Source organism: Arcobacter siniprincipis (SeqCode), assembly GCF_048571125.1.
Taxonomy (GTDB): domain Bacteria; phylum Campylobacterota; class Campylobacteria; order Campylobacterales; family Arcobacteraceae; genus Arcobacter; species Arcobacter siniprincipis.
The window spans coordinates 2,360,552-2,378,300 of record NZ_CP182343.1; the positions used below are offsets into that span (position 1 = coordinate 2,360,552).

The window sequence follows — 17,749 nt, forward strand, 5'->3', positions numbered from 1 at the left end:
AGCCAATTGCAAATAAATTATTGAATTGCAAGTTTTTTACCAACAGCTGATGTTTTTATTTTATCAACAATTTTTAAATTAATAGAAAACTTGATATTTGATAACTCTTTTTGTAATATCTTTCTTATATCTTTAACTAAAAACTCGTGCTTACTTTCAATAGTAATATCTAAAACCTCATCTTTTAAACTATTTTTTTCATTTGAATTTACAAAGACAACTGCTTTTTCTATTTCTTCAACCTCTTCTAAGATATTTTCAATTTGTATTGTTGAATATCTTTTACCAGCTATTTTCAGAATCTGAGAACTTCGTCCGATTAGTTTAAATCTGTTTTCATAAAATTCTACATAATCGAAAGTTTGTATTTGATGATTTGTTATTTTAAACTCTTTTTCATAAATCAAATTTGAAATAAAAGGTGATTGTACTTTTAACTCATTTTTCTCATTTGTAGAGTTAATTACTTTAGGAGTAGTTGTCCAAAGAGAGTCATCATTGTATTTATATGCAATTCCGCCTGTTTCAGTAGAGCCAAATATTTGTAAAATATCTGTAGAAAACTTTTCATTAAAATCCTTTGCATCAGAAGGTAATAATGGCCCCGTAGAACTTACAAATAAAGATTTAGAAAGATCTTTTGACTCTTTTATTCTATTTAATGATTTTATATATAAAGGTGTAGTTACAACTAAAGAATTATCATCTATCATATCAAGAAGATCATGGGGTAAAAAGTGCTCTTTTAGTAATATATCTATGTCATTTACTAAAGGAAAAAACAATCCATACAATGAACCATAAAGATGAAGAAAAGGAACAGTAACAATAACTCTTTTTATATTAAACTCTTTTAATGATGAAGTAATTACTTCTATCTCTTCTAATATATTTTCTTTTGTTTTTAATGCTCCACTTGGGAAACCTGTACTTCCTGAACTAAAATATAAAAACATAAAATCTTTGTCATAAAAAATATTTTCATTATTTCTTGGCTCATTAAACTCTTTTATATTTAACTTATCTAAAGAATCATTCAAAGATTTATTTGTTTCATCAAATAAAATTGATTTTGCACCTGAGAAATATGATTTAATCATATTTAAAACATTTGTTTCTTTTTTAGAAGAAGCTATATAAGATACTTTATTTAAGCACTCTTTATCAAAAAATAGTTCTTTTTTTATTTCATGTTCATTTACTGAACCATTATCATTAAATACTTTAAGAGTCATAAGAAGGCCTTTTTAAAATTATTATTAGAAGTGCAATTGCAAGTATACCAATAGAGGCAATAATACCTATAGAAAAGAGTGCATTTATTTTAGAAAAAATCAATACTCCAAATCCAGCAAAAGTAGAGAATAAAGAGTAGAGAATAGCTCTATAAGTACTCTTATCTAATTCTTTTGAACCAAGGTAAATACCAAAATCTATGCTTATAGATAAAATCACAAATAGCATAAAAAAATGCAAAATATTAAATGTCATAAAAAAGGACAATGATAATATTAAGGCAATTGGGAAAATCAAATATGTAAAAGATAGAAGATAATTATCTCTTGTTGATAAAAATAACATAAATAAAATAAACAAAACAGATATTATACCATAAAGAATCAATTCATCGTATATAGAGCTTAGATTTTGCTCAAACATTGTTTTAATGCTTATATTTTCAATATAATCATACTTAGAAAATTCATCAATTTTATCTTTTGGCAAATTTGCATAAGTCAAAAAATAATCTTTAAATTGAAGAACATCTATTCCTAAATCATTTATTGACTCTTTTGTATAAGTTGGCTTATTATTGCTTAAAATATATGCATCTTTGAAATAGTTAGCTTTAAACCCTAATTCTACAGCTTTTTTATCCAATTGATTTTTTATATTTTTCAAGTTTATGTTTTGTAATAAAATATTTTTATCTAAAAAGCTTTTTTTATCTATTAATATAGAAATTGGGATATAAGAGTTAGGATATTTATTTTTCAATATTCTTGCATCTTCAATGAGTTTTTCTATTGATTTTGCTTTTATTAAAACAGGCATATTTTTTTGAACATTTAAATAGTTATTAAAATACTCTTCTATTTTCTTTAATTGCACATTATTTACATCAAGATTTTTTAGGTTTAAATCGAAGTGAAACCTTTCTATAGAAAATATCAATAATACAATTGCAAAAAATATAACATAAATAGGTCTAACTTTTGAATAGAATTTATAATACTTTGTAGTAATATTTTTTTGAGAGAATTTAATTTTTGGATATAAAAATGCAAACTGAAAATATGAAAACAAAAGAGAAATAATGGAAAAATAGCAAAATTGTTTAATTAAATCAAAAGATACAAAAGATAAAATTGCAAATGCTCCAACAGTAGTAAACATTCCTAAAAATACATCTTTATTAAAGCCTTTTTTCTCTTTGTAATAATCATGCATATAGTGATGAAACATATAATCAATAGCAACAGTAGAAATAGATATACCAAATACAATAACAAAAATAGATAATTTATCAAAGAAAATAGAACAAATAAGTAAGGACAAAAAAATAGATGCAACTAAAGTGATAATAGTATTTATTAATAATTTAACATTTTTTAAAATCACTAAATACAATAATAGCAATATAAAAGTAGAAATTACAATTATTTTGTTAACATCATTTTTTATTATTCTTGAATTTTCCACAAAATAAAAGATAGGTGAAAATACTTTTATATCATTTTCTCCTTTTATTACTTCTTTTATTGAATCATATACTTTTTCATATTTTGAAATTGTATTTATTGAATTGTCAAGATTAAAAATAGAAATATAGCCCTTATTTTTTATACTTAGGTGATTATTTTCTAAAGATAAGTTCTTAAAAGAATTTTCATTAAAAAATAGATTTAGAGGATCTTGTTTATTTATAAAATAAGAAAAATTTGATTTCAATAAATTTGATTTTATCTCTTCAAGTTTTTTAATTATATTTAGATTCTCTAAACTATTATTATCAATATTCTCTATATAAACTTTGTATTTATCTTTATATTCTATTAAACTTTTGTTTTCGTATTTTTTTTCAAGACTAAGCCCTTCTATTTTAGAAAATGAGCTTTCTATATTTTTAATTTTTTTTAAAGCATCTTTATCTAATCCCTCAACACTTAAAAATATTTTTTTAGTACTTTTAAATTTATCGAATTCTTTTAATAACTCTTTTTTTTCACTATTAGGAAGTATAGATTGAAGATCAGTTGATATATGATTAAAAGAGTCAAAAAGTGTTACTAACATGACCAAGACAAATAATACAAATATATTTATGTAGTTAGTTAGTTTGAACAATATTTATCCAATCATCATTTGTAAAATATATCTTCAAAAACTTCAATTTTGAAGATATTTTTTGATATTCAATTTTGTTTATCACATTTGCTACATATTCACTTGGGATTAAAGTTGTGATTCCATCATTCTTTTTGATTTGAAAATACTCTTTTATATTTTCCACTTTATTTGTATAAATACTTTCTATGACTTTTGAGAAAATTGTCAAATCCAAATTATCTTCATAAGTAATAATTTCCTCTTTATTAGCATTCTGTGAGACTATATTCTCTTTTGTAAAAGTAAATGATTTATTTTGTTGGGGATATGAAACTTTTACAAAGTCATTATTTATATTTAAAATACCATTTCTATATACGCTAGCATTTAGTGCACTTATATATTTTTCTTCTTTAAATTCAATTTCATTTGAAAATAAAAAAAGAGTAGAAAATAAAAATAAAAATAAAACTTTAAACATCTACTTTTCCTTCAAAATAAATTTTTCTATGAACAAATTGTACAACTCCAGCAAGAATAAACAAAAAATACCACCCAATAGATGAATAAAAAGTCCAATAAAACATATCTTTTAAATAAAGCACAAAAGAATGAATTACTACATTCACTAAAGAGATATAAAACCAAAACAGTGTTGATTTATGAATATAGTTTTTTTCTTCTACTTTAACATCTTTATTTAATCTTTCTAAAAATATAAAAATAAATGAATTTTTAGAGATATAGCTATACAAGATATATATTGAAATTAATGTAGAAATTAATAATGGCAACATCTTCAAAAATAAAAAGTTATCTAAAAAATATGCCAAAAGAGATACTCCTAAATAAAAAAAAGGAAAGATATACTCTTTGAAATTTTTCTTTACACTAAATCCTAACCAAATTAAAGAAAAAATAAATATTATAAAAGAGACAGTTTTTAATTCAAAATTTCTTAATGAATAAAAAACAACAGGAGCATAAAGTAAAGATATGAGTAAGTTCATAAACTCTATCTAACCATTGCCCCACTGATATTTAAAACCTCTCCACTTACATAAGTAGCATCTACACCTATAAAATAAGCACATTTTGCCACTTCTTGGGCTTTTCCAAATCTTTTAAGAGGTATTGCTTTTTTTAGCTCTTTTACATTTGGTATATTTTCTATCATCTCTGATTCTATTATTCCAGGTGCTAAAGCATTTACTCTAATATTATATCTTCCTAGCTCTATTGATAAAGTTTTAGTAAAAGCTATAACTCCACCTTTACTAGCACTATAATTTGCTTGCCCAGAATTTCCACTTATTCCTGAGATTGATGCCACATTTACTATACTTCCTCGTTTATTCATCATCATATTTTTAGATATTACTTTTGTAACATAAAAAAGCCCAGTTAGATTTGTATTAATTACATCTTCCCATTCATCGTCATTCATAAAGAAAAACAAATTATCTTTTATGATTCCAGCATTATTTACTAAAACCTCAACATCAAGATTTTCTAAAGCTTCTCTAATAGAGTTTTTATCTTGCATATTAAAAGTTATAAGTTCACCATTATGATTTATTTCAGCTAATATTTTTTCAGCTTTATTTTTGTTACTGTTATAATGAATATATACAAAGTAACCATTCTTTGAATACTCTTTTACAATGGCTTCCCCAATAGAGCCAGTGGCTCCTGTAACTAATACTTTTTTATTTTCCATTTTTACTTCTTTATACCAGTTTTGCACTTCTAATTATTTTATTTATACTCACTATATCAAAATCCATTCTTCTATCTTCATAAAGTGGTTTGATTATTTTTCTAATCTCATCGTGGATATTTTTAAGATATGGAGAAACCTCCCCCTCACCTCTAATATCAACAGCTTGAGCCATACCAATAAATGCAATTGAAAGCATATTATACAAATCTGGAATCATCTTTGCAAAATCATTAGCAGCAGTTGTTCCCATAGAGACTTTATCTTGATTTAATGATTCTGTTGGTCTTGAGTGAATAGAAGCAGCCGTTGTATTTTTTATAACATCAGCACTTAATGAGCTAAGACTTATTTGCATAGCTTTAAAGCCATGATAAAAAGGCTCAGGTGAAAGTTTTAAATTTTCACCTAATCCTCTATTAAATTTATGGTCAACTAAAAGGGCAAACTCTTTATCCAATAAATCAGCAAGATTTGCAGCACATATTTTTAAAGTATCCATAGCATGAGCTACATATCCACCATAAAAATTACCTGATGTATATATTTTTTTATTTTCTCCATCGATTAAGGGATTATCATTTACAGAATTTATCTCTGTTTCAACCCAGTTTTTAGAAATTATTAAATTATCTCTTATCACACCTAAAACTTGTGGAGCACATCTCATAGAGTATGTATCTTGAATATTTAAGTCATTATCAGCAAAGAACTTATCATATCTATCATCTCTTCCATGAGTTAGTTTTGAACCTTGGATTTTATTTTTGATATTTTTTGCAGTTTGGATTTGTCCACTAAATGGTTTTGATTCATGTACAAAATCTTCCACAGGAGTATCATCCCCTAAAAGAACTTCAAACATACCTGCAACATATGATTCCATAGAATTTAGTATTATTTCAAACTCTTCTATTGCATCGAGTGCTATTGCACTCATGATTGTAGTTCCATTCATGATTGCTAAGGCTTCTTTAGGTTTAAATTCATAAGCAGTAATATTTAGCTCATTATAAACTTCCATTACATCTTTAATTTCGCCCTTATAATAAACTTCTCTTTCCCCTGCAATAACAGCTGCGATATATGATAAAGGAGTTAAATCACCACTAGCTCCAACTGATCCTTGAGAAGGAATAACAGGAATAATATCTTCTTTGATTAAAAGTTCTAATCTTTTTAGAAGTTCAACACTTACTCCTGATTTTGCTTTACTTAAAGAGATTGTTCTCATAATAACAGCATGTCTACAAACTTTATGAGATAAATTTACTCCAATACCACAACCATGAAATCTAAAAAGATTTTTTTGTAAAGTTTTGCTATCTTCATAACTTACATAGTTCTTTCCACTTGCCCCATATCCTGTTGTAATACCATAAATTGGTTTACCATCTTTTATCTCATTCATCAAAAAATCATGTGTATGATTTATATAATTCAAAAATACATTATCTTTTGAAATCTCAATATTAGAGGCTTTAGTAATTTCATCTAATGTTATATATCTTTTATCTATTTGTAAATTCATTTACTCTCCCAAAAATTATAAAAATTAAACCACTGATTTGGATATTTTAATAAAATACCTTCAAATAATTTAATATATTCTTTTATAGCTATATCGATAGCCTCGTTTTCTTTTAATCCAAAATTCAAATGTAACTCAGAAGTTTCAACTTTATATTTTTGCAATCCTATATTTATTACAAAACAGCATAAGATTGGTGTCTTTGTTCTATATGAAATTTTAAATGGATTTTTATTAAAATATGCATCTTTATCAAAGAATTTTGTTTTATATTTATATTTATTACTTGTTGGTCTATCAGCCATTATTGCAATAATCTCATTATTAGAAATTGCATTTGCAATTTCAATAGAAACAGGAATTTGTCCCATTGATTGATCAATAATATGAATATTTGAAAGTTTATTTTCAATGCTATTTTCAATTTTCTTTATACTATCTAAAATAACTTCATGCATAACTATATTTATTCTATTTTTAGTTACGGGATTACTAGAACTTGAAGCCCAACCCCCAAAGTGAGAAAACAACAAAATAGTTTTAGAATTCATTGTATTTAAAACTGTCTCTTTTTCTTCATAAATAAAATTATATGAAGTTGGATCATATTTAGAGATAAATCTATCTACAAGACAAATTGCAAACATTCTTAAATGTTCAAAATAAACCCAATTATTAAATTCTAAACCTAATGTTTTATAATATTTTTTCAAAGAATATTTTACATTTGACGCAAATAAAAAATAAAAAAAACTTACAGGATACATTAAAAAATAAACAAACTTATACCCAAAAAGTTTATACAAATTAAATACAAGTTTTATACTCCAACCGCTTCCTCTTTGCTTAACAGTCATCTATTTGTATCTTTTCTTTAAAAAGAATTTAAAAGGTAAAAGCCGAATATGAACCATTACAATTGCTGCTGTGTCCCAGAATTTTTTAAAATGACTAACTCTTTCTTCGGGTGTTGGATAATAACAGTCAACTATTACTTCTCTTATTAATCTACCTTTCCATGCATGTTTCACTAAAACTTCCATTTCCCAATCAAATCTTGAAGTTTTGATGTCTAAATCTAAAATTGAAATTGGATATAACCTAAAACCAGATAAAGAATCTTTTATCTCTTGTTCAGTATCCCAAGTTGCCCAAAAGTTACTAAACCAACGACCAAATTTAGAACCACTAGGTACATTATCTATCTCAAAATTTCTTGCACCAATTATAATTTGATTATCCCCATCACATTCATTTATAATTTTTTCTATTTGACTTGCTAAATGTTGTCCATCACCATCTAAACTAATAAAATATTTGTACCCTAATTCTTTTGCTTTCCTGGCACCTGTCAAGATTGCTTCACCTTTTCCCATATTTATCTGGTGTCTTAAAACAATTAAGTTTGAATTTTTATTTAACTTTTCTTCTATTGGATTATCATATCCATCATCAACAACTATTGTTTTAATATTATAAGATAATACATCATCAACAACTCTTTGTATTGTTGAATCATTATTATATGTAGGTATTACAACTATAATTTCACTAAATTTCATAGATTATTTCACTTATTTTCTTATTTTCATTTTTTATTATTATTTTATATTTGGACACATTTACACAAGTAATATAATATTCAATTATCTCTTCAGGTTTTATAATTGACAAAAATTTTGCTTTTGAAATACTGCTAATTTCATGATTTAATATATCTGAGATAATATCAATTTGCATAAATCCAGGCAGAATTTCGTTTTGAGGAAAATGTGCTTTAAATACGGGATGTTCTTTTTTTGCCAGTTTAACTTTGTAATAGTTTTCTGATTTTTCTAGAACTTCAAATAAATTCTTAAATAACTTCACTATGATTTTCTTTCTATATGTATTCGTTATTGTACAAAATAATTTATTAAAAGATAATTTATAAGATGATTAAAAGATGAAAAACAGTACTATTTCAAAAGATTATTTACAAGGTTAAGATAAAATATGATAACTATTAATGAGTTTAAAGAAGTACTAATTGAAGGTCTAAATTTAGAAGACTTTACAATTGATGACATCGAAGATGATGCACCTTTATTTGGAGAAGATGGGATAGGATTAGATTCTGTTGATTCAATTGAATTAGTTTTAATTATCGAAAAAGAATATGGTGTAAAAATAAGTAATACTGAACAATATCAAGATATTTTTGCATCTGTATCTAGTTTATTAAACTATATTAATGAAAATAAATAATAAAGCCTATATAAATTATTTTGATTCAATTTCTTGTGCAGGAAATAATTCAGAAGAGTTATTTAAGTCAATTTGTTTAGAGAAGAATACCATTGCAATAAATTCTACCTATGTTAAAGAAAGAAGTGTTGCAATTGGACAAATACAAAAAGATAAAGATTTAAATATTATTTTAAAAGAAAGATGTGATAAATTATTAGATATAACAAAGTTAATTAATTTTTCAAATACTCTTTTATTAATTGGTTCTTCTGTTGGAGGAATGAATGAAACAGAAAAACTTTTTTTCAAAAATAAAAATTACAAAAAAATCAATCCAAAAAAACATCCTGTTGATGCTATAGCATACTTTTTAAAGCAAAATTATAAATTCCTAGATGACATATCTTTTTCTACAGCATGTACTTCAAGTGCAAATGCTTTAGGCTATGCAAAAGAAGTAATTTCAAAAGGTATATATGAAAATGTATTAGTTATTGGAATAGATGCATTATCTTTTACCACTGTTTGTGGATTTTCAGCATTAAGTGTTTTATCATCAAACCCATGCACCCCTTTTGATAAAAATAGAGAAGGTATGAATGTAGCTGAAGGTTTTGGAATTTTATTATTACAAAATAAAAAAGAAAAGAATTCTATAGAACTATGTGGAGTTGGATACAGTTCAGACTCTCACCATATGACACAACCACACCCAGAAGGATTAGGGGCAAAAAAAGCAATGGAAAATGCTTTAAAAAGTGCGAATTTACATATAAATGATATCTCATACATAAATGCTCATGGTACAGGAACTTATGCCAATGATTTTTCTGAATTAAATGCAATAAAATCTTTGTTTACTGATATAAAACCAAAAGTTAGTTCAACAAAGTCAATAACAGGGCATACATTAGGAGCTGCGGGGGCTATAGAAGCAATTATATCTTGTATGGTTTTAAAAGAACAAATTATTCCTTCAAATAAAGGCTTAAAAGAAATAGAAATAGATGATATAAATTATTCTTTTGAAACTACTTCATCTAAAGTTAATTATGTACTTAGTAATTCTTTTGCCTTTGGTGGAAATAATACTTCATTAATTTTTGGACTTGTTAAATGAAAATAAATTTAGAAATAATAGATGCTTCACATATTTTTGCAGAAAAAGAAATTGCTAATTTAAAGACAAAAGAATTAGTTCCTAAAATGATAATAAGAAGAAGACTAACAAGAGCTTCAAAACTTGTACTTGAACTTATTTCAAATGTAAACTTCAAAGATGGAAGAATAATATTTGGAACATCATATGGTGAATTATTATCAACATCAAAGATATTAAATGCAATATCAAATAATGAGATTTTATCTCCTACAGATTTTCAAAATTCTGTTTATAATACACCTGTATCTTATGCTTCTATATTATCAAATAATACTAATGAAATTTTAACAGTTTCAGCAGGAGAAGAAACTTCTTTAAAAGTTTTAAAAGTAGGTGCAGTAAAAGCTTTAGACAGTGACGAGATATTATTAGTTTGTGCAGAAACATTAGATATAGATAACATAGAAGAAGTAAATAACTGTATCAAGTATTTAGAAAGTGCTGTTGCACTAAAAGTTAAAATTACAAAAGAACAAGCAACAATAGATTTTATAAATATACAAAATGATGAATATCCAAAATCAATAGAACATATGATTCATATCTCAAAATTTTTTAAAAAAAATGAAAAAAATATAATAGAAGTCAATATCTAATGAATTTACCACATCAAGCACCTATACGATTTGCTAAAGAAATCATAGATAAAGGTGAAAATTTCTTTATTATAAAATGTTCTTTTCCTTATATTCCAACACTACCAATGATAAGTGAAGCAGCAGCACAAAGTAGTGCAGCATTTGCACAAGATAATAAAGAACCAATAATAGGTTTTTTAGTTTCATTAAAAAATATAGAAAAAATATCTGAATTCACAAAAGAAGATTATCAAATAATAATATCAAAATCTTTTAATTTTGGAAATATGACTGAATACAAATTTGAAGTATCTGATGAATATACAATTTATGCAAAAGGTGAGTTAACAATAGCCTTTAAAACTAATTAAAAGAGAAGTATGAAAGATTTTTTTAAAAACAATGATAAAATAACTGCATTGGAAGCTCAAAATGAAGCTCAAAAGATAGCTTTTGCACCAATTATTTTTCAAGTAATAAGAACTATGAGAGATTTAAAATTATTAGAAATATTGGCAAATAATAAAGATGGATTAACATATGAAGAGTTAATAGAAAAAAGTCATTTGAGTAAATATGCAATACAATTATTATGTGAGACAGCATTAAGTGCTAATGTAGTTTCAATAGTAGATGAAAAAGTATATTTAACAAAGATTGGTTTTTTCATTCATAGTGATAAAATGACTAATACTAATATGAACTACAATCATCATGTTAATTATTTAGGATTATTTTATTTAGAGGAATCAATAAAGAGTGGGAAAGCAGAAGGCTTAAAAGTATTTAGTGAAGAGGATACAATCTACCCTGCACTTTCAACCCTACCACAAAAAGCAAAAGATTCTTGGTTTGAATTTGATCACATGTATTCTGATTCTGGATTTCCAAAGGCAATAAAAATATTAGAAAAACTAAATCCTAAATCAATACTTGACATAGGAGGAAACACTGGTAAGTTCGCAATACAATTTGCACAAAATAATCCAAATACTAATATAACAATAATGGATTTACCACAACAAGTAAAACTAGCAAAACAAAATATATATGAAAATGATATAACAAATATTTCAACATATGAAGCAAATATTTTAAAAGAAGAAACTGTTATTCCAAAAAATTTTGATATAGTTTGGATGAGTCAATTTCTAGATTGTTTTAAAGAAGAACAAATTATAAATATATTAGAAAAGATTACAAAATCAATTGATAAGAATAATCAAGTTTGTATAATGGAACCATTTTGGGATAGGCAAAATAATGAAACAGCAGCATATTGCGTAATAAATACATCACCATACTTTACAGCTATGGCAAATGGATATAGTAAAATGTTTAAATATACAGACTTTGAAAAACTATTATTAAAAGCAGGATTAGAAGTAATTGAAACAATAGATGATATAGGCTTATGTCAGACACTTATACGGTGTAAAAAGAAGATAAATTAAAACTAAGATAAATGGTGCTCACAGTGGGAATCGAACCTACAACCTCTTGCTTACCATGCAATTGCTCTACCGTTGGAGCTATGCGAGCTAATTATAGTGAATAATTATACCTGACCGAAGGGAATAAATCGTGCTACAGGTAATAGTGAATAATATTGGCACCTAAAAGTAGAAAATAAATTTTAGCACGAATAATATTATAATATTCAGTAAAAAAGGTGCAAAAAAAAAGCTCAGTGCTAAAAAGACGATGTCTAAATAGAACTAAGCTTAAAAATTACTCAAGAGTTGGCGACGACTTACGTTTCCACAAGGGGACCCTGCAGTATTATCAGCGATGAAGTGCTTGACTTCCGGGTTCGGAATGGAGCCGGGTATTTCCACTTCTCAATAATCACCAACAAAGTTGAGTATTAAAAGCAAAGAATGCTCTTAATACTCAACTCAATTGTCTTGAGTGTATATTAATGTTAAAGTCTTTTACACAACTTTTATTAAGTATGTACTTAATAAGATAGTAAACCAAGAAATATATAAAATAAGCCAAACGATCTATTAGTACTAGTCAGCTAAATGAATTACTTCACTTACACATCTAGCCTATCAACCAGCTAGTCTTGCTGGGATCTTCAGGGAAAGTTCATCTTAGAGTTGGCTTCGAGCTTAGATGCTTTCAGCTCTTATCACATCCGTACGTAGCTACCCAACGATGCTCTTGGCAGAACAATTGGTACACCAGTGGTACGTTCATCCCGGTCCTCTCGTACTAGGGACAAATCTCTTCAACTTTCCTACGCCCACGGAAGATAGGGACCGAACTGTCTCACGACGTTCTGAACCCAGCTCGCGTACCGCTTTAAATGGCGAACAGCCATACCCTTGGGACCTGCTCCAGCCCCAGGATGCGATGAGCCGACATCGAGGTGCCAAACCTCCCCGTCGATGTGAGCTCTTGGGGGAGATCAGCCTGTTATCCCCGGCGTACCTTTTATCCTTTGAGCGATGGCCCTTCCACACAGAACCACCGGATCACTATGACCGACTTTCGTCTCTGCTCGAGTTGTATCTCTTACAGTCAGGCTGGCTTATGCCATTATACTCAACAAGCGATTTCCATCCGCTTTGAGCCAACCTTTGCAAGCCTCCGTTACTTTTTAGGAGGCGACCGCCCCAGTCAAACTACCCACCAGACATTGTCCTGAACGAGGATAACTCGTCCCAGTTAGTAACTCAAATATTCAAGGGTGGTATCTCAAGGGTGGCTCCCTATGTACTTGCGTCCATAGTTCATAGCCTCCCACCTATCCTGCACATGAATATCCAAGCTACAGTGTCAAGCTGTAGTAAAGGTGCACGGGGTCTTTCCGTCTTTCCGCGGGTAGGAGGAATTTTCACCTCCACTACAATTTCACTGGATCCCTGGTTGAGACAGCTCCCATCTCGTTACGCCATTCATGCAGGTCGGTATTTAACCGACAAGGAATTTCGCTACCTTAGGACCGTTATAGTTACGGCCGCCGTTTACTCGGGCTTCAATCAAATGCTTCGCTTACGCTGACATCATCAGTTAACCTTCGAGCACCGGGCAGGCGTCACACCTTATACATCCTCTTGCGAGTTAGCAAAGTGCTGTGTTTTTGGTAAACAGTCGGGAGGGACTCTTTGTTGCAACCTCTTCCGCTTTTGAGAGTAAATCTCTATACAGAAGTAGGCACACCTTATACCGAAGATACGGTGCTAGTTTGCAGAGTTCCTTAACCAGGGTTCTTCCACGCGCCTTAGAATACTCATCCCACCCACCTGTGTCGGTTTACGGTACGGGCAACAAATAATATACTTAGTGGCTTTTCTTGGCACGACAGTATCATCGATTCTGAATTGATTCCGAAAAATCGCAACAGCCTGTAAGATCTCGGTCGAATGTATCCCGGATTTGCCTAAGATACAACCTACATCCTTCGAGCCACTATTCCATCAGTGACCTCGATTAACTCTATGCGTCCCCACATCGCGCTTATTTGTTGGTATTGAAATATTAATCAATTTGCCATCGTCTACCCCTTTCGGACTCGACTTAGGTCCCGACTAACCCTACGATGACGAGCATCGCGTAGGAAACCTTGGGTTTTCGGCGTTGAGGATTCTCACCTCAATTATCGCTACTCATGCCTGCATGCTCACTTCTATCCGCTCCAGCACTCCTCGTCGGTATACCTTCAACGCTGAATAGAACGCTCTCCTACCACTTGTACAAGTACAAGTCTAAAGCTTCGGTGTACATCTTAGCCCCGTTATATTTTCCGCGCAAAATCACTAGACCAGTGAGCTGTTACGCTTTCTTTAAAGGGTGGCTGCTTCTAAGCCAACCTCCTGGTTGTCACAGTAACTTCACATCGTTTTCCACTTAGATGTAACTTTGGGACCTTAGCTGTTAGTCTGGGTTGTTCCCCTCTCGACGATGGATTTTATCACCCACCGCCTGACTCCTATGATTACGCATATAGTATTCGAAGTTTGATAGGGTTTGGTACCGCGGTAAGCAGCCCTAGCCCATTCAGTGCTCTACCCCTATATGTTACGACATAAGGCTATACCTAAATATATTTCGGAGAGAACCAGCTATCACGAAGTTTGATTGGCCTTTCACCCCTATCCACAAGTCATCCCAAGACTTTTCAACGTCAGCGGGTTCGGTCCTCCACTGGCTCTTACACCAGCTTCAACCTGCTCATGGATAGATCACTTCGTTTCGGGTCTGCAGCATCTGACTATGTCGCCCTATTAAGACTCGCTTTCGCTACGGCTCCGTACTTGACTTAACCTTGCCAGACACCACAACTCGCAGGCTCATTATGCAAAAGGCAGTCCGTCACCCTGTTGCAAGCAACATAGGGCTCCGAATGATTGTAAGCTAATGGTTTCAGGTTCTATTTCACTCTCCTCGCTGGAGTACTTTTCACCTTTCCCTCACGGTACTTGTTCACTATCGATCTGTAAGTAGTATTTAGGATTGGAGGGTGGTCCCCCCAGATTCAGACAAAATATCACGTGTTCCGTCCTACTCAGGATACCAATAGAGCTCTCAAGAGTTTCGTATACAGGAGTTTCACCTTCTATGCTATACCTTTCCAGATATTTCTACTACTCTTTTAAGTCTCACATTATGGTCCTACAACCCCCAATGCAAGCATTGGGTTTGTCCTAATCCGCGTTCGCTCGCCGCTACTTACGGAATCTCATTTGATTTCTCTTCCTCTGGCTACTGAGATGTTTCACTTCACCAGGTTAGCTCCCCGCAGGGTAACATATATCTCTATATGCTGGGTTGTCCCATTCGGAAATCCTCGGATCAAAGCTCTTTGGCAGCTCCCCGAGGCTTATCGCAGCCTAATACGTCCTTCATCGCCTCTTACAGTCTAGGCATCCACCATTAGCCCTTAATAGCTTATAATTTGTATAACTATATTTCTATAGTTACCTTTTTGATAATTATTCCTTGGCTACTATCTTATTAAATACAATATTTAATAAAACAGTAATTGTGTGTTTAAATTGTTTTCTATTTTGTATTAAAATAAATCTCTTTATTCTAATTCGAAAAAATTTTAAAGACTTTAACATTAAATTTTTAAATAACATTTAGGATAAATCCTAATATTAATACTTCTCTTAAGTACTAATATTAAAATTTACTAATTTCTATTCTACTTTGGTTTAGGTGCTAATGTTGGTGGAGAATAGCGGGATCGAACCGCTGACCTCCTGCGTGCAAGGCAGGCGCTCTCCCAGCTGAGCTAATTCCCCAACAAAGATTATCTTCTTCTCATGGTGGGCCTACCAGGACTTGAACCTGGGACCTCACGATTATCAGTCGAGCGCTCTAGCCAGCTGAGCTATAGGCCCATTCTTCACCTATTATTTTCAATAACCTTTACAAACCGAATATGATATTGGATATTTACCCATTTTATTTTATTTCTTGAGATTAGAAACGAATCTAATCTCATTACTCTGAAAGGAGGTGATCCAACCGCAGGTTCTCCTACGGTTACCTTGTTACGACTTCACCCCAGTCGCTAAATCCACTGTGGAAGGTAGCTATTTTAGCATCCCCGCTTCGAATGAATTCAACTCCCATGGTGTGACGGGCGGTGAGTACAAGACCCGGGAACGTATTCACCGTAGCATAGCTGATCTACGATTACTAGCGATTCCAACTTCATGTAGTCGAGTTGCAGACTACAATCCGAACTGGGAGGCATTTTTGAGATTCGCTCCACGTCACCGTATTGCTGCTCTTTGTATACCCCATTGTAGCACGTGTGTAGCCCTGGTCGTAAGGGCCATGATGACTTGACGTCGTCCTCACCTTCCTCCTACTTGCGTAGGCAGTCTCGTTAGAGTTCTCAGCCGAACTGTTAGCAACTAACGACGAGGGTTGCGCTCGTTGCGGGACTTAACCCAACATCTCACGACACGAGCTGACGACAGCCGTGCAGCACCTGTATGAAAGCTCCTGCAAGCAGGCACCAATTTATCTCTAAAAAGTTCTTTCTATGTCAAGACCAGGTAAGGTTCTTCGCGTATCGTCGAATTAAACCACATGCTCCACCGCTTGTGCGGGTCCCCGTCTATTCCTTTGAGTTTTAATCTTGCGACCGTACTCCCCAGGCGGTACACTTAATGTGTTAACTGCATTACTGCAAGGTCTAGCCTCACAACAACTAGTGTACATCGTTTAGGGCGTGGACTACCAGGGTATCTAATCCTGTTTGCTCCCCACGCTTTCGCGTCTCAGCGTCAATTGTGTTCCAGTAGATCGCCTTCGCAATCGGTATTCCTTCTGATATCTACGGATTTTACCCCTACACCAGAAATTCCATCTACCTCTCCCACATTCTAGGTTAACAGTTTTGGAAGCAGTTCTATGGTTGAGCCATAGGATTTCACTTCCAACTTATTTACCCGCCTACACGCTCTTTACGCCCAGTAATTCCGAGTAACGCTTGCACCCTCCGTATTACCGCGGCTGCTGGCACGGAGTTAGCCGGTGCTTATTCATATAGTACCGTCATTATCTTCCTATATAAAAGGAGTTTACGCACCGAAATGTGTCATCCTCCACGCGGCGTTGCTGCATCAGACTTTCGTCCATTGTGCAATATTCCCCACTGCTGCCTCCCGTAGGAGTCTGGACCGTGTCTCAGTTCCAGTGTGACTGATCATCCTCTCAAACCAGTTAGGTGTCATTGCCTTGGTGAGCCATTACCTCACCAACTAGCTGATACCGTACAGGCCAATCCTAGAGCCATAAATGTTTCCCTTGCAGACTTAGGTCTTAAAGGCATATGGGGTGTTAGCAGACGTTTCCATCTGTTATCCCCCTCTCTAGGGCATGTTACCTATATATTACTCACCCGTGCGCCACTTAGCTGACAGTTAAAGCAAGCTTTAACCCGTTCTCGTTCGACTTGCATGTGTTAAGCACGCCGCCAGCGTTCACTCTGAGCCAGGATCAAACTCTCCATAAATGTTTAGTTTAATCATGACTAGTGTCTAACTCTTTTATCTAATCTTCCTAAAAAGATTAATTGCAATTGTTTACTGACATTACTCATTGTTTTTTTAATAGACGAGAATTGTATAAATTCTCTTGTTTTATATCATATTCGGTTTATAAAAGTTACTTACTTCTTAAAACCGTAGTTTGTTAAAGAACATCAACCCTTTGCGACGTTTGTCACT

General features: G+C 31.4%; 14 protein-coding genes, 3 tRNA genes and 3 rRNA genes. 5 read left to right on the forward strand and 15 right to left on the reverse strand.

Going from position 1 to position 17,749, the window contains the following annotated elements:
- Window positions 1–17: 17 nt before the first annotated feature.
- From ACNI3D_RS11960 to ACNI3D_RS12000, 9 genes are all read right to left on the reverse strand, one after another.
- Complete coding sequence (locus tag ACNI3D_RS11960; RefSeq protein ID WP_419767173.1) at window positions 18–1,235, reverse strand: AMP-binding protein; 1,218 nt, start codon at window positions 1,233–1,235, stop codon at window positions 18–20.
- The gene (locus tag ACNI3D_RS11965) at window positions 1,225–3,348 is read right to left on the reverse strand and encodes an MMPL family transporter (RefSeq protein WP_419767174.1); all 2,124 of its coding nucleotides are present in this window, start codon (window positions 3,346–3,348) and stop codon (window positions 1,225–1,227) included. Before ACNI3D_RS11965 ends, ACNI3D_RS11960 begins: the two co-directional genes overlap by 11 nt.
- Window positions 3,332–3,811: a hypothetical protein gene (locus tag ACNI3D_RS11970; RefSeq protein ID WP_419767175.1), complete on the reverse strand. Its 480-nt coding sequence runs from the start codon at window positions 3,809–3,811 to the stop codon at window positions 3,332–3,334. The genes ACNI3D_RS11965 and ACNI3D_RS11970 overlap by 17 nt, the downstream gene beginning before the upstream one ends.
- Complete coding sequence (locus ACNI3D_RS11975) at window positions 3,804–4,163, reverse strand: hypothetical protein (protein ID WP_419767176.1); 360 nt, start codon at window positions 4,161–4,163, stop codon at window positions 3,804–3,806. The genes ACNI3D_RS11970 and ACNI3D_RS11975 overlap by 8 nt, the downstream gene beginning before the upstream one ends.
- Window positions 4,164–4,345: 182 nt before the next feature.
- Window positions 4,346–5,050: an SDR family NAD(P)-dependent oxidoreductase gene (locus ACNI3D_RS11980; RefSeq protein WP_419767177.1), complete on the reverse strand. Its 705-nt coding sequence runs from the start codon at window positions 5,048–5,050 to the stop codon at window positions 4,346–4,348.
- A 10-nt stretch (window positions 5,051–5,060) separates the two neighbouring features.
- Entirely contained in the window at window positions 5,061–6,581 is a 1,521-nt protein-coding gene (locus tag ACNI3D_RS11985) for an HAL/PAL/TAL family ammonia-lyase (protein WP_419767178.1), read from the reverse strand.
- Window positions 6,578–7,438: an LpxL/LpxP family acyltransferase gene (locus ACNI3D_RS11990; RefSeq protein WP_419767179.1), complete on the reverse strand. Its 861-nt coding sequence runs from the start codon at window positions 7,436–7,438 to the stop codon at window positions 6,578–6,580. The genes ACNI3D_RS11985 and ACNI3D_RS11990 overlap by 4 nt, the downstream gene beginning before the upstream one ends.
- Window positions 7,439–8,143 carry a glycosyltransferase family 2 protein gene (locus tag ACNI3D_RS11995; protein ID WP_419767180.1) on the reverse strand — a complete coding sequence of 235 codons (705 nt, stop codon included), beginning with the start codon at window positions 8,141–8,143 and terminating at the stop codon, window positions 7,439–7,441. It lies immediately after the preceding gene.
- Window positions 8,133–8,450, reverse strand: a complete 318-nt coding sequence (locus ACNI3D_RS12000) for an ApeI family dehydratase (RefSeq protein WP_129102073.1) — start codon at window positions 8,448–8,450, stop codon at window positions 8,133–8,135. The genes ACNI3D_RS11995 and ACNI3D_RS12000 overlap by 11 nt, the downstream gene beginning before the upstream one ends.
- Window positions 8,451–8,576: 126 nt before the next feature.
- Here ACNI3D_RS12000 and ACNI3D_RS12005 point away from each other — a divergent pair, with 126 nt between their 5' ends.
- From ACNI3D_RS12005 to ACNI3D_RS12025, 5 genes are read left to right on the forward strand one after another with little or no spacing between them, the layout of a single operon-like run.
- A complete protein-coding gene (locus ACNI3D_RS12005; protein WP_129102072.1) occupies window positions 8,577–8,828 on the forward strand; it encodes a phosphopantetheine-binding protein in 252 nt (83 codons plus the stop codon).
- Window positions 8,815–9,930, forward strand: coding sequence for a beta-ketoacyl-[acyl-carrier-protein] synthase family protein (locus ACNI3D_RS12010; RefSeq protein WP_419767181.1), 1,116 nt, complete (start codon window positions 8,815–8,817; stop codon window positions 9,928–9,930). Before ACNI3D_RS12005 ends, ACNI3D_RS12010 begins: the two co-directional genes overlap by 14 nt.
- Window positions 9,927–10,568 carry a beta-ketoacyl synthase chain length factor gene (locus tag ACNI3D_RS12015; protein ID WP_129102070.1) on the forward strand — a complete coding sequence of 214 codons (642 nt, stop codon included), beginning with the start codon at window positions 9,927–9,929 and terminating at the stop codon, window positions 10,566–10,568. The genes ACNI3D_RS12010 and ACNI3D_RS12015 overlap by 4 nt, the downstream gene beginning before the upstream one ends.
- On the forward strand, window positions 10,568–10,921 hold the full coding sequence (locus tag ACNI3D_RS12020) for a hypothetical protein (protein WP_129102069.1): 354 nt from the start codon (window positions 10,568–10,570) through the stop codon (window positions 10,919–10,921). The genes ACNI3D_RS12015 and ACNI3D_RS12020 overlap by 1 nt, the downstream gene beginning before the upstream one ends.
- Window positions 10,922–10,930: 9 nt before the next feature.
- Complete coding sequence (locus ACNI3D_RS12025; protein ID WP_419767182.1) at window positions 10,931–12,004, forward strand: methyltransferase; 1,074 nt, start codon at window positions 10,931–10,933, stop codon at window positions 12,002–12,004.
- A gap of 12 nt (window positions 12,005–12,016) precedes the next feature.
- Here the strand turns inward: ACNI3D_RS12025 and ACNI3D_RS12030 are convergent.
- The 6 genes from ACNI3D_RS12030 to ACNI3D_RS12055 all read right to left on the reverse strand — a co-directional run bounded on the left by ACNI3D_RS12030 (window position 12,017) and on the right by ACNI3D_RS12055 (window position 17,535).
- Window positions 12,017–12,092 (reverse strand) — tRNA-Thr (locus ACNI3D_RS12030).
- 198 nt (window positions 12,093–12,290) lie between these two features.
- Window positions 12,291–12,406 (reverse strand): 5S ribosomal RNA (gene rrf / locus ACNI3D_RS12035).
- Window positions 12,407–12,538: 132 nt separating this feature from the next.
- Window positions 12,539–15,455: ribosomal RNA gene (locus ACNI3D_RS12040) — 23S ribosomal RNA — on the reverse strand.
- 277 nt (window positions 15,456–15,732) lie between these two features.
- Window positions 15,733–15,808 (reverse strand) — tRNA-Ala (locus ACNI3D_RS12045).
- A gap of 22 nt (window positions 15,809–15,830) precedes the next feature.
- Window positions 15,831–15,907: transfer RNA gene (locus ACNI3D_RS12050), tRNA-Ile, on the reverse strand.
- Between the two features lie 111 nt (window positions 15,908–16,018).
- Window positions 16,019–17,535 (reverse strand): 16S ribosomal RNA (locus ACNI3D_RS12055).
- The 16S, 23S and 5S rRNA genes sit together here with 3 tRNA genes alongside, the layout of an rRNA operon.
- Window positions 17,536–17,749: the final 214 nt, after the last annotated feature.